Annotated in this window: 11 protein-coding genes; 4 read left to right on the forward strand and 7 right to left on the reverse strand. The window is 54.2% G+C overall.

Annotated features, from left to right (window positions below):
* Window positions 1–77 precede the first annotated feature (77 nt).
* Window positions 78–1,313 carry an alpha/beta fold hydrolase gene (locus AACZ19_RS08195; protein ID WP_339632835.1) on the reverse strand — a complete coding sequence of 412 codons (1,236 nt, stop codon included), beginning with the start codon at window positions 1,311–1,313 and terminating at the stop codon, window positions 78–80.
* 240 nt (window positions 1,314–1,553) lie between these two features.
* Between AACZ19_RS08195 and phaR the strand changes: the two genes are divergently transcribed.
* Both phaR and AACZ19_RS08205 read left to right on the forward strand, forming a co-directional pair.
* Window positions 1,554–2,168 carry a polyhydroxyalkanoate synthesis repressor PhaR gene (phaR, locus tag AACZ19_RS08200; protein WP_339632837.1) on the forward strand — a complete coding sequence of 205 codons (615 nt, stop codon included), beginning with the start codon at window positions 1,554–1,556 and terminating at the stop codon, window positions 2,166–2,168.
* A 226-nt stretch (window positions 2,169–2,394) separates the two neighbouring features.
* The gene (locus AACZ19_RS08205; protein WP_339632839.1) at window positions 2,395–2,826 is read left to right on the forward strand and encodes a hypothetical protein; all 432 of its coding nucleotides are present in this window, start codon (window positions 2,395–2,397) and stop codon (window positions 2,824–2,826) included.
* A 17-nt stretch (window positions 2,827–2,843) separates the two neighbouring features.
* Here AACZ19_RS08205 and msrA read toward each other — a convergent pair whose 3' ends face one another.
* A complete protein-coding gene (gene msrA, locus AACZ19_RS08210) occupies window positions 2,844–3,326 on the reverse strand; it encodes a peptide-methionine (S)-S-oxide reductase MsrA (RefSeq protein ID WP_339632841.1) in 483 nt (160 codons plus the stop codon).
* Window positions 3,327–3,501: 175 nt separating this feature from the next.
* On the opposite strand from msrA, the gene AACZ19_RS08215 reads away from it, so the two are divergent.
* Together AACZ19_RS08215 and AACZ19_RS08220 are read left to right on the forward strand one after the other, a co-directional pair.
* On the forward strand, window positions 3,502–4,986 hold the full coding sequence (locus AACZ19_RS08215) for a PLP-dependent aminotransferase family protein (RefSeq protein ID WP_339632843.1): 1,485 nt from the start codon (window positions 3,502–3,504) through the stop codon (window positions 4,984–4,986).
* Window positions 4,987–4,992: 6 nt separating this feature from the next.
* Entirely contained in the window at window positions 4,993–6,774 is a 1,782-nt protein-coding gene (locus AACZ19_RS08220; RefSeq protein ID WP_339632845.1) for an extracellular solute-binding protein, read from the forward strand.
* A gap of 21 nt (window positions 6,775–6,795) precedes the next feature.
* Here AACZ19_RS08220 and AACZ19_RS08225 read toward each other — a convergent pair whose 3' ends face one another.
* From AACZ19_RS08225 to argH, 5 genes are read right to left on the reverse strand one after another with little or no spacing between them, the layout of a single operon-like run.
* Window positions 6,796–7,794 (reverse strand): glycosyl transferase family protein, encoded by a 999-nt coding sequence (locus tag AACZ19_RS08225; protein ID WP_339632847.1) that lies wholly within the window; start codon window positions 7,792–7,794, stop codon window positions 6,796–6,798.
* A 31-nt stretch (window positions 7,795–7,825) separates the two neighbouring features.
* Window positions 7,826–10,342: a TIGR02302 family protein gene (locus AACZ19_RS08230; RefSeq protein ID WP_339632849.1), complete on the reverse strand. Its 2,517-nt coding sequence runs from the start codon at window positions 10,340–10,342 to the stop codon at window positions 7,826–7,828.
* 11 nt (window positions 10,343–10,353) lie between these two features.
* Entirely contained in the window at window positions 10,354–11,619 is a 1,266-nt protein-coding gene (gene lysA / locus AACZ19_RS08235; RefSeq protein WP_339632851.1) for a diaminopimelate decarboxylase, read from the reverse strand.
* Between the two features lie 21 nt (window positions 11,620–11,640).
* Window positions 11,641–11,766, reverse strand: a complete 126-nt coding sequence (locus AACZ19_RS08240) for a lipoprotein (protein ID WP_339632853.1) — start codon at window positions 11,764–11,766, stop codon at window positions 11,641–11,643.
* Entirely contained in the window at window positions 11,763–13,163 is a 1,401-nt protein-coding gene (gene argH, locus AACZ19_RS08245) for an argininosuccinate lyase (RefSeq protein ID WP_339632855.1), read from the reverse strand. The genes AACZ19_RS08240 and argH overlap by 4 nt, the downstream gene beginning before the upstream one ends.
* Between the last annotated feature and the right edge of the window lie 9 nt (window positions 13,164–13,172).

The following is a 13,172-nucleotide window of genomic DNA, read 5'->3' on the forward strand; positions in this document are numbered from 1 at the left end:
TCTTTTTAAAGGACTCATACGAAATAACGTTAGTTGTCTTCATTCGCAACCTTTTTCTGTTTTCCCGAGCAAAAAATTCAATTCGCTAAGATCCATTCTCCCATATGCCACCACAAACCGTCCTTCGCCTGACGGCCCGTCATCATGCCAACATGCCCGGAAGGCGGCGTAATCACGGTCGCCGACGGCAAAACCGACGCCAGCGCAAGAGCCGAAGGGCGCGGCACGATCTTATCTGTTCTTGGAACTGCAATAAGCGATGGAACTCTTATATCCTGCGGACGAACGATTGATCCGTCAACCATCCAGCTACCAATTTCGGGCTCATTCTGATCATACCATTTATTGAATACATCCGCGGCTACTCCTTTCACCAAAGGATATCCGTCGTTCAACCAGTCTTCGATCGCGACAAACTCTTGCGCCTGTTCAGATGACATATCCATTTTTGCAAACTTACTAAATTTTCTTAGTCCGAGATTGGGATCAAGGCTGGCAAACAGGGTTTGCAGCAGGTCCACCGGTAATTCACCGAAGCCGGCAAGGATATTCGCCCACATTTCCCGCTGACCCAGCAGAATCTTCGCCTGCCCGCCAATCTCCGCATGAAAATCCCAGGGGGAAGCAATGGCAATGAAGCTCCGGATTTTCCCCTGTTGCCGGAACGCCGCCGCTACAGCCAAGGTGCCCCCCATACAATAGCCTGCAAGGTGCAGCGGGGTTTTGGGATACGTTTTCGCGACAAACTCGATTGCCGGACATATGCGTTGCGTTACATAGTCAGATACATCAAATTCTCGCTCCTGCATACCAGGAGCTTGCCAGTCGAGGACGAGTGGCCGGATACCACATTCCGCCAAGTAATCAACAAGGCTTCGCCCAGGCATCAAATCCAGAACATAAGCACGATTTACAAGGGACGGCACCAGAAGAACTGTCGGCGCCGTCACTGGTGCATCCGGTGCACCATCCAGAATCACGGTTGAACCAGCCTGCCAGATGACCGGGCGATCACGGGAAACGCGCCGATAAGGATGAAGATGATACAAACGAATTCCGTCAATCATATCCTGAACAAGTCCGCTGCCCTGATCCGCCAGCGTTTGCAACATTTCGGCATCGCCGTTTGTGGCGGCGGCATTCAGAGCACTATCAAAAGAGTCGGGAAGCTGTGGCAGGGAGGAAGTTTCCTCCTGGTGGCGTAACGGCAGACTCGCAAGGGAACTTGCCACGGTTGTTGTTGCCAACCCCAGATGCAAAGCCAGTGGCCGTGGGCCAAGGCGCGGCGTTGTCAATTGCAATGTGCTTGTCATAAACTGCCAATTAGGTTTTCTGGCGGGCAATCAAAGGCCATAGCCTGATTATTCTGCCTATTATTGCATATCATTGTGCCTATATACACCCAAGAAATGCGCTAATCCACAGAACAGAAAGGTATTTTTCAATTTTTAGAGGTTTTTTACGAACGGCATTGCACAATAAACTTGCGCACTGCAACAGTAACAGGCGAAAATAGTATATAATGACTCTTCCAACAGAAGTTAGGAGAAACAGTGGTTGATAAAACGTCAGATGGCAAAAAGCCCATTGTCATAAAAAAATATGCGAACCGCAGGCTTTACAATACTGCCACCTCTTCCTATGTCACGCTGGATCATTTGAGCCGGATGGTCAAAGAGGGGACGGAGTTTGTGGTATTCGACGCCAAGACGAATGAGGAGATTACACGCTCGGTGCTCACACAGATTATTTTCGAGGAAGAAGCCAAGGGGCAGAACCTTCTCCCCATTAGTTTCCTGCGCCAGTTGATCAGCTTTTATGGCGATCGGCTGCAAACGGTGGTGCCGGATTATCTGGAAATGTCCATGCGGTCCTTTACCGACAATCAGGATAAAATGCGCGATGTCTTGCCCGATAATCTGACTGCAAACCCCATGTTCAAGCAGTTCGAGGAAATGGGCCGTAAAAATATGGAGATGTTCAGCCAGGCCGTCCGGATGTTCGCCCCACCTACCATCTTTGGTGGGACAGACAGTGAAACGCCAGGTGAAAAACCTGCTGCCCCCAAGGAAACTGAAGCTGATCACACAGCCGAAATGATGCAGGAATTGAAAGACCAATTGCATTCCATGCAAAAGCGCATAGATGAAATGAGCACAAAAAAATAGCGACTACACCGGCTACATTTCACCAAGAATTGTATTCCATGTAATTTTGTGCTAATTTTTTCGCGTTATTTTATTTCTTGTTAAGGAAATATTGTCGAGTTTTCAGTAATAGTAATTGGTAAAATTCAGGGATGATCGAGAATTCGAACCATCCCCCAATGTCAAACGGCCTCAGAATGAAGGCCGAAGGCCCCTAAATTGCAACCGGATCCCGGATCGGATATTGATGGACATTTCGCGGCCCATTGCAAGTATAGTCCCGTTGCCACCCAAGCGGGACGATAGCAACGCCTCTTTTCACAGTCGTAACAACGCCGCATCACGGCGTGACCCCGATCGTGTGGAAGCAGAGCGGGATCTTGCGACCGAACGCCAGCAGTCCCGGCCAAACCCTGAAACCGCGCAGAACTCCAATACGGCCCCGATCCAGTTTCGGGATATTCAGCCGACTTTCATTTCCTCGCGCGAGATGAAAGAGATCGAGCATTTCCCCTACTCTGCACAATTTCTGACGCAACAGCTCGCCCAACAGGAAGATGGTATTGCCAGTCCCGATCCGGTACGTGCACATAGCCGGGCGGCATCTGCTTATGATAACAGTCTTAGCCTGACAGCAACCGTCCTCGGCTTTGAAGGCCGCGCAGAGCGACTGGCCTGAACAAAGTTACTGTTCCTTCAGATATGACAGGTTGCGAGACCCCGTTTTTCCAGATACTGCTGATGGTAATCTTCCGCTGGATAGAAATCGAGAGCCGGTGAAATCTCCGTAACAATCGGACGGCGGAAAAGCCCGCGCCGACCCTGCGACTGCTTGGAAGCTTCCGCAATCGCCTTTTGTTCCTCATCTCTGTAAAATATGGCAGAGCGATATTGAGTGCCGACATCCGGCCCCTGACGGTTGAGTGTCGTCGGATCATGGTTTTGCCAGAAAATATTGAGAAGGTCGTCATAGCTCACGACGTCCGGGTCAAAGACAACTTTGACGACCTCGGCATGCTGGGTTTGGCCGGTGCACACATCCTGATAGTTAGGATTGGAGGTCACTCCTCCCTGATAGCCGACGACCGTCTCCCGAACCCCCTTTACCTGACGAAAAGCCGCCTCCACGCCCCAAAAGCAACCTGCCGCGAAATAGGCGATATCTGTTGTAGCTGTCATTCTTGTTTCCTCTCAATCTCGATCAGCGCTGTTTTATATTTTGCGCATTTCCTTCAGAATACAACAGCGCACAAGAAAACTTGATCACAAAGATCGGATCAGTGAAATAAACCTTGGTATTGGCCCCCTCTTTTCATAGAATTTCCAGTATTTTCAAACCATTTTGGTCAAAGCAATGCCCCGACGGCTTAAAAATGCGCAGTTGCACACGATCTCACTCGACAGCAACAGCAATGTGCCCCTGCACCAACAGCTTTTCCTCGCGTTGCGTCAGGCGATCCTCGAAGGCCGGTTAAGACCGGATACACGATTGCCCTCCAGCCGGTCGCTTGCGTCCGACCTTGGGGTTTCACGGAATACGGTTCTCAGTGCCTATGACCAGTTGATGGCAGAAGGTTATCTGGTTAGCCGGGTTGGTGCCGGATCCTACGTTTCCGATCAACTCCCCGACGATCTTTTACAGCGCAAGGGGGGCGAAGTTGACTCGGATGTTCGGGCGCGGGATGTATATCTATCAAAAATGGCGGCGCCATTTAAAGGGATTCCCTTGAAAGGACAGTATCGGGGCCTTCCCTTCTCCCCGGGCCTGCCCGCATTGGAAGCCTTTCCCTTTGAAGACTGGGCCCGATTGCTTGCACGTCACTGGCGACGCCCCGGCCGGGAGTTTCTTGTCGACAACCCCATTGGCGGGGCAACTGTCCTGCGTGAAGCCATTGCCTCCCATCTCGGCCAGACGCGGGCGGTACGATGTCATGCCGATCAGGTCATTGTTCTTTCCGGCTCCCAACAGGCGATCCATCTGGTCGTCCGCGCCTTTGCGGAGCCTGGCGAACCCATCTGGATGGAGGAGCCGGGATATCCGGGCATCCGCGAATCCATCCTTGGGGCCGGGGCGCATCCGGTATCCGTACCCGTCGATGCGGAAGGTTTTTCCCTTGATGCGGCCCGCGAACTCGCGCCGGATGCACGCCTGGCCTGTATCTCGCCGTCACATCAATATCCTCTCGGTCAAACCATGTCCCTCGCCCGGCGCCTCGATCTTCTCCATTGGGCGAAGGAAGAGAGACGCTTTATTCTGGAAGACGACTATGACAGCGAATATCGCTATACCGGACGCCCGCTTTCTTCCCTTCAGGGGCTTGATGACGATAACCGGGTCATCTATGTCGGCACCATGAGCAAGGTCATGTTTTCCGGGCTGCGGGTGGGCTATATGGTGGTGCCGGAAGACCTTATAGACGTGTTCCTTGCACTTCGCCGCTCGATTGACAGCCATTCGCCCGCCGTGCCTGAAGCAGCCCTCGCCGATTTTATAAACGAGGGCTATCTTGCCGCCCATATTCGCCGGATGCGGCTGCTGTATGATGCCCGTCAAAAAACTCTCGTTAGGCTGTTGAAGGAAAAACTCGGAGACATCCTTCATGTGGACGCTCAAGTATCCGGCATGCATCTGGTCGCCTATCTGCCGCCGGAAATCAAAGACAGGGATATCGAGCGCGCCGCTTTGGAAAACGGGATGCTGATCAAGGCGCTCTCCGGGTTTTATAACATGCCGACAAAACAGACTGGCCTGATCCTTGGCTTTGCGGGCACACCGGAAGAAAAAATGCCATATTTGGTGGATAAACTCTCAGGTATAATACGTAGTAAGGCTGCATAAATCTTTATGAGACAACTCCCGCTTTTTCTTCTACTTGTTCTGGTCCTGTTTATAGGTGCAAAAAGAAGCCCCTCTGCGGAGGAACAACATGCCATCGCAATGCATGGCACCCCCAAATACGCTGCCGGCTTCCGCAGTTTCGACTATGTCAATCCTGAAGCCCCTCTCGGCGGAACCCTCCGCCTCAGTGCGATCGGCAGCTTTGACAGCCTGAACCCATTTCTTCTGAAAGGGGTCAGCCCGCGCGGGATTGGCGATGTTTACCAATCCTTGCTATACCGTTCCCGTGACGAACCATTTACCCTCTACGCCAATATCGCAAGGTCGATAGACGTTGCGCCGGACCGGAGCTGGATCATCTTCCATATTGATCCCAGAGCCCGGTTTTCCGATAGACGCGCTATCACAGCTGAGGATGTGCTTGCGTCCTTCGAAGTGCTCCGCGACGAAGGCCGTCCCAACGTTCAAGGCTACTATCGCAAGGTGACAAAGGTAGAGATTCTGGGAACCCTCGCAATCCGGTTTGAGTTTGAAGAAGACGGGCGGTATGAAATGCCCCTTATCATCGGATTAATGAGTATTTTACCAAAACCCGCCGTTACGAACCCGGATTTCACCAAATCCTCACTGACCCCGATTCCCGGCTCCGGCCCGTATCTTATTGAGAAGATCGAGGCCGGGCGGCGTATCGTCTACCGACGCGATGACAATTTCTGGGGTTGGCACCTGCCGCAATACAAGGGCCGGTTTAACTTTGAGAGAATAATCTACGATTATTTCCGTGATGACGATGTGGCGCTTGAGGCCTTCAAATCCCACAATATTGACGCCCGGTTCGAGCATAGCGCTGCCAAATGGGCCAATGCATATGATACTTCCGACCTCCACACCGGTTATAAAATGACTACTCCCAAGCTCCAGATCCCGGCGCCAATGCTGGCGTTCGTTTTCAACACCCGCCGGGAGAAATTCAGCGATCGCTGCGTGCGCCAGGCGCTCACCCTCGCCTTCGATTTCGAATGGGTCAACGCCAACATCCTGTATGGTCTGTATCAGCGGACCGAAAGCTTTTTTGAGAACTCCCCGCTCGCAGCACGCGGCTCTATCCCTGCCGTAGTACGGGACCTGCTCAGTCCGTTCAAACCGGAACTTCCGGACGCTGTCTTTAATGACGTTTTTTACCTTCCCGAAACGGACGAATCGGGCCGGTCGCGGGAAAACTTACGCCGCGCGCAAGAGTTACTTGCGGAGGCGGGCTATGTTGTCGACGCAGGCACTCTCCGCCACCAGGAAACAGGCAAGGCCTTTACGATCGAGTTTCTCGTAAACAACAGCGACTATATAAAGCTGATCGCACCCTTTCAACGAAACCTCGACACCCTTGGTATTCAAAGCACGATCCGCCAGATCGATACGGCAAGTTACCAGAACCGGCTGACTAATTATGATTTCGACATGATCATCAACAGCTGGGGCCAATCCCTTTCGCCAGGAAACGAACAGGCTTTCTATTGGAGCCGTGACGCCGCCGCGACCCCCGGTACGCGCAATTATCCGGGTATTCGTCTCGCATCCGTTGACATGCTGATAGAAAAAATCGCAACGGCAACCACGCGAGATACACTTGTCACCGCCACGCGCGCCCTCGACCGGGTCCTGCTCTGGGGCTACTATGTCATCCCGCTCTATTTCACGGATCGACAATGGCTCGCCCATTGGCCGGAAATAAAGCTGCCGGTAACTCCGTCTTTCTGGGGAACATCTCCAGATCTCTGGTGGTACGAATAATCATTATAATCAGGCAATGAGTTAACCAAACCGCTTCTTGTCGCGGCTGCGCCAAATTTCCCGGCTACGATCTTCAGCGCGCGCGAAATCAAGAGATGGGTCAGCTAGCTTGAGGGCAAAGGCGAGCGTACCGATGATGGCAAGTTCCGGCACAGGAAGATCGAGCTTTCCCTGCCACATTTGCAGCAATACGATAGGTGAAAGCTCTTCCTCGCGCCACTTATAGACACTCTGGTCCGTCATCGCGGGCCACTCCTGTACCTCCGCCCGGCCCTCCACAAGAGCGTCAACCAAGGCCGGTTTCATCGGGTTGCGTTGCACTTCACCGCCGCCGCCCTTGAAGATATAGCCATTCGGCTGCGCGAGGGCCTTGATTGTCTCAAGATGGAGTTCCTGATAGGGCGGGTGAAAAACGCCTTGAAGCTGATATGGCGCAGCAAAGGGGTTGAGATCGCGCCCAAAGGTATTCACCGCCGTGCGGACGCCTAGATAGGGGCGCAGCTCAAACAACGACTGGACGGACGGACAGAAATTCTCGAGCCCAAGATAAGCAAGATTGCAATTCCCTAGAACCGTCTCAGCATCAGATAAAGAGCCTGTCTGCGGAACGCCGAAAATCTCCAGTGCCGGGCGAGTGGGCGCATACCCCTCGGCGTACCCTTCAATCCCATGCATCAGGATTTTATATCCCTGATCGGCCAGAAGAATTGCGGAGAGAATAAACCAGGGTTGCTGACGATGCCGATCGGCATAGGACGGCCAGTCGAAATCAACTTTCGCCGTGATATCTTTTTCAAGAAAATGATCCCGAGCCGCCGCGACCATCCCGGCCAATTCCTTCCCCGTTTCACCCTTGCGGCGCAGCAGAAGAAGAAAAGCGCCGAGTTGCAACGGCTCCACCTCGTTTGACAGCACCATGTTCATGGCGGCCCGGGCTTCGTCAAATGTCATGTCACGCCACATCTTCGGGCCCTTGCCGAGAATGCGGACATACTGAGCGAACGGATGATCTTGGGTCATGTGCGGGACTTTAACAGAATTTGTCAGTGGTTTAGAAAATATCGAGCAGGCGCTTGAGATAGTCCCGTTCCAGCATACTACGGGCAGGATCAGACAGCCGCCGTTGCACTTCATCGCGGATCGAACGGCTTTTGTTCAAACTCTCTCCCTCACTGCGCATCGTGGCGTTGCCGGCATTTCGGCCCTGGTTGCCCTCTTCATTCAGAGGCCGGCCGAGCGGATCACGTCCCTGACCGGGTTGGCCGGGTCCGGCGGACTGCGGCCCTTGCCCTTGTCCGTTTTCCATCATTTGCTGGGCCATCGATTCAGTTCCCTGACGGAGGCTTTCAAGGGCCTCACCCTCTGATTGCAGGGCCGATTGCCCCTGACCCTGCTCAAGCGCGCCGCGCGCATCGTTCATGGATCGCTCCGCGCGGCCCAAGGCTTCGGGGATTTCGCCATTTTCCCCGATCCGTCCCATCAGCTCGCCGAGCATCTGACGAATTGCTTCCTGTACTTCGGCAAGATCCTGAAGATTTCCGCGCTGATCAGACTGACCCTGTTGACCTTGCTGGCCTTGTTGTCCCGGTTGCTGACCATTCTGCCGCGGCTGGCCGTTCTGGCCGGGTTGGTCGCCTTGCTGAGGTTGTCGGCCTTGCGACTTGCGGAACGTCTGATCCAGCAAATCCTGTTGCTTCTGCATCAGTTGCCCAAGCTCATTGAGCATTTGCTGGGCTTCCTGCTGGCTGGCGGAGGGCGGGCGGGCTTCCGCCGCTTTCAAATTCTCCATGATATTCTGAAGCTCACTCAGCAATTGCCGCGCCGCATCCCGCGCACCGCCGCGCGCAAATTGGTCAATACGGTCCAGCAGCTTCTGCAGGTCTTGCGATTCGATAAGCTGGTCCTGACTATTTGGGTCGCCCGTCGCCTGATTATCCATCGGCTGGGCCTGTTCCGCCAGCGCCTGAAGGAAATTTTCCATGGCCGCGCGCAATTCTTCTACAAGCCGCTTGATCTCTGCATCGCTGGCGTCACTGTTCAGCGCCTCCATCAAGGCTTCCTGCGCCTCTCTAAGCGCCGCTTCAGCCATCGAGAGATCACCATTTTCAAGATGAAGCGCCGTATCCCAGAGTATGTCCACGACCTCATCAATCGACTTCTGGCTTTCACCGTTGACAAGCATAGCCCGCGCCGTGGAGAGTGACAGTTGCACTGTCATGTCGTTATTGAAGCTCTCGGGCAGGTCAGCGAGTGTATGCAGCACCAGCGCAACCTCCATTCTGCTGGCTTCCGGCTCGGTCACCAACCTCTTGCGTTGCTCGATCAGCGCCTTTGCCACTGGATGAGTAAATATTCTCTCCGGCAGGACGAAATCCAGCGCGTCTGAGGACCCCCTCTGACCAAGCTGGTCTTCCGCAAACAATATCAGCGTCACAGGGAGCCCTGCCCAGGGATGTGATGTCAATTCGTGATAACTCTTGCCCACAATCCGTTTGGAGCCGCGCCCGGGCGTTGGCAGGGCGAGGTCAATCTTGTCCCCTGAGTTCTCCCGGGTAATCTCTCCGCCGATATTTTGCACGCCATAATCATCCAATGCCTGATATTGCAGATTAAAGGCCGATCTCTCCGTCATTTTCGGCTCATCAATTATGCTCACCGTCGGAATTTCGTCGGCTATAATATTTAACTGCCAATTTGCAATTATTTCTCCGTCCTTTTCGATTTTTACCTTTGCCGACTGTTCAAAGGACGTTTCAATCTGGAAGTTTCGCGCATCGGTCTGAGAGAATTCCTGTCGGTCCTCTCCAATAATCAGGAGAGGCGCCTCACCCTCACCGCCGAAAACATGCGCAATGAAACTGCTCTGGGTTGGAACCACATATTCTTTCACCGCCCCATCCCTATTTTCCGGGAGGGAAAGCAGAATTGGCGCCTGGGCGGTATAGGCTGGCGGTGTAATCCAGGCGGTGACATTGGTGGGAGCAGCCGGGGTAACAACCTGCGGTGTCACAGCGGCATAAAGTCGTTCCGTCGAGCGAGGACCGGCAATGATAAAGGCGGCAACGAGCAGAAGGATAACGATAGCCCGAAAGCCATAGTTATCTTCAACTCCCATATCGAGGCGGGGACCACCGACCTTCAGACCCGCCAAACTCCGCCGGAGTGTCTTCTGGTAAATCCGCCACATCAAGTTGGACGATGTATTGTTGATTTTTTCGGCTTCTGAAGTCACCCCCAGAGATTGCAGGGGACGATGGCCCAGTTGATTGCGCCGCTCCAGATAACGGAGCGCCCGAGCGCGCGTCGGCCGTTCGAACCGTCTTACCGCATAATACAGGGTGTAGAGAGTGGCCGCCGCAAACAGCACAAGCGCCAGAATATGAAGCCAGTTGGACGTATAAGACCAGATATCAAGGAGCGACAGGCCAATGAACAAACCTACGACGCAAAAGAACAGCCGACCATGTCGCCATAAGCCCTCCAGAAGAAGGTTGGCTTTCGCCAGCAGAATACGGATTTCAAACGCTAATCCATATCCGCTGTCACTCGTGTCGTCGCGACGCTGCATTCATCCTCGATTCACCCCTCGAGCCACGTTGGCAGTATATCAAGTTTCAACAGTTCCTCCAAGCTCGGACGCGCCCTGATCACTTCATATTGATCCCCCTTCACCAGAACCTCGGGTACCAGCGGCCTCGTATTGTAGGTGGAGGCCATCACAGCGCCATAGGCCCCCGCACTTCGGAAGGCCACGAGATCCCCGCGTGCCAGATCCGGCATTTCGCGTTCCCGGGCGAAGGTATCTCCCGTCTCGCACACCGGTCCGACAACATCCGCAGGCGCATAGGGGCCATTTTTCCGATCCTCGCGAATCGGGTCGATATGGTGATAACCGTCATACATTGCTGGCCGGATCAGGTCGTTCATCGCCGCATCCAGAATGACAAACTTCCGCTGCGTCGCCTGCTTCACATAGATAACCTCCGACACCAGTACACCGGCATTCCCGACGATCAATCGTCCTGGCTCAAAAACAATCTGGCAGCCCAGGTTGCCAATCGCCTCCAGCGCAACGGCGGCATAAGCTATCGGGTCAGGCGGAATATTGGCATCATAGGGGATACCGAGCCCGCCACCAAGGTCGACACGGCTGATATCATGACCTTCGCTGCGAAGCTGCTGGACAAGTTCTCGCACCCGGTTAAACGCATTCCTGTAAGGTTCGAGATCCGTCAATTGAGAGCCGATGTGCACATCAACGCCTTTGATCTCAATCCCCGGCAGCGCGGCCGCTTCGGCATAGATGCGCGAGGCATCCTGCCAGGGCACACCGAATTTATTCTCCGCCTTGCCGGTGGAAATCTTGGCGTGGGTCTTCGCATCCACATCCGGATTCACGCGGAAAGTGATGGGCGCCTTCACCCCCATGCCACTCGCGACCTCGTTCAGCAAGTGAACTTCAGGTTCCGATTCCACATTGAACTGATGGATGCCGACTTTAAGCGCATAGCGCATTTCTTCGGGCTTCTTGCCAACCCCGGAAAAAACGATCTTTTCAGGTGGAATACCTGCCTGCAACGCGCGGCGAAGTTCGCCTTCGGAGACCACATCCGCGCCCGATCCGAGATTGGCAAGCGTGCGGATCACCGCCTGATTGGAATTGGCCTTCAGCGCATAGCAAACGAGGGCATTCGCGCCATCGAACGCGCCGGAGAATACTTTGTAGTGCCGCTCCAATGTTGCGGTGGAATAACAATAAAACGGCGTGCCCACTGCCTCGGCAATGACGCGCAAGGGAACACCCTCGGCATAGAGCTCGCCATTCTTATAGGTAAAATGATCCATTTTCCGACAATCTGTAAAAAATCAGCTCTTCTTGGGCTCGGACTTCGGCGCGTCCGGTGAATATTTGGGCGGGCTTTTCACACCACAGGCAGCAACGGAAAGGGCCGTCAACAGGATGACAAGCATCGTCAAGAATGCCCGTTTCATTTCGCCCCCCTTTCCTTTGTCCGGACTTTTCGCCAGCGGGCAATCTGCTCACGCACATTCGACGGCGCCGTGCCACCATAACTCACCCGACTGGCAACAGAATTCTGGACGCCGAGCACCTTATATATATCATCCGTGATCTCGCTTTCCACCGACTGCATCTGGTCAATCGATAAATCTTCCAGACCACATTTGTTGTCTTCGGCCAGCTTTACAAGAGTGCCGGTAACATGGTGAGCCCGACGGAACGGCATGTCGAGCTTCTGCACCAGCCAGTCCGCAAGATCGGTTGCCGTTGTGAAACCGGCACCGGACGCTGCGGTCATGATCTCGCCATTGACCTTGATGTCACGGATCATCCCGCTCATAGCGGCAAGGCAAAGCTGCAGGTTATCGGCGGCATCAAAGACCGGCTCTTTATCCTCCTGCATGTCCTTGCCGTAAGTCATGGGCAACCCCTTCATCATCATCAGAAGAGTGGTGAAGGCGCCCGCGCTTCGTCCAGCCTTGCCACGGATCAGCTCCGCCGCATCCGGATTTTTCTTCTGCGGCATGATGGAGGAACCGGTCGAGAAGCTATCGGAACATTCAACGAAACGGAACTGCGCGCTCGACCAGATAACGATCTCCTCGGCGAGCCGGGAAAGATGCATGGAACAGATGGACGCGAAGCTCAGGAATTCCAACGCAAAATCCCGATCCGATACACCGTCAAGGGAATTGGCCGTCGGCCGGTCGAACCCCAGCGCTTTCGCCGTCTGTTCCCGATCGATGGGGAAGGAAGTACCGGCCAGCGCCGCCGAGCCGAGCGGGCTTTCATTTAAGCGCGCGCGGGCATCTGCAAGCCGCCCACGATCACGTGCGAACATTTCGACATAGGCCAGCATGTGATGTCCAAAAGTGACGGGCTGCGCCGCTTGCAAATGGGTGAAGCCCGGCATGACGGTATCCGCCTCCGCTTCTGCCTGATCGAGTAGCGCGTCCAGCAGATCAGCAAGTTCCCCATCCAGATGGTCCATGGTATCGCGCACCCAGAGCCGGAAATCCGTCGCCACCTGATCGTTGCGTGAACGCGCCGTATGCAGTCTTCCTGCTGCATCGCCGATCAGTTCGCGAAGGCGCGCCTCCACATGCATGTGGATATCCTCAAGCGCCGGGTCCGTCTTGAAATTTCCTGCCTCGATCTCACGAAGAATTGTCTGCAACCCGTCCTGAATTTTCTGGCCATCTTCCTTGGAAATGATATTGCAATCGATCAGCATACTGGAATGCGCCATCGAACCCATTATATCTTGGGCGTAGAGCCGACGGTCAAAGTCAATGGAGGCATTGATCCGTTCCATAATTTCGGCGGGGCCTTTGGCAAACCTGCCGCCCCAAAGCTCATTTGCGCTCATTTTCGGGCT

Source organism: uncultured Sneathiella sp., from assembly GCF_963973085.1.
In the GTDB taxonomy this organism is placed as follows: Bacteria; Pseudomonadota; Alphaproteobacteria; order Sneathiellales; family Sneathiellaceae; genus Sneathiella.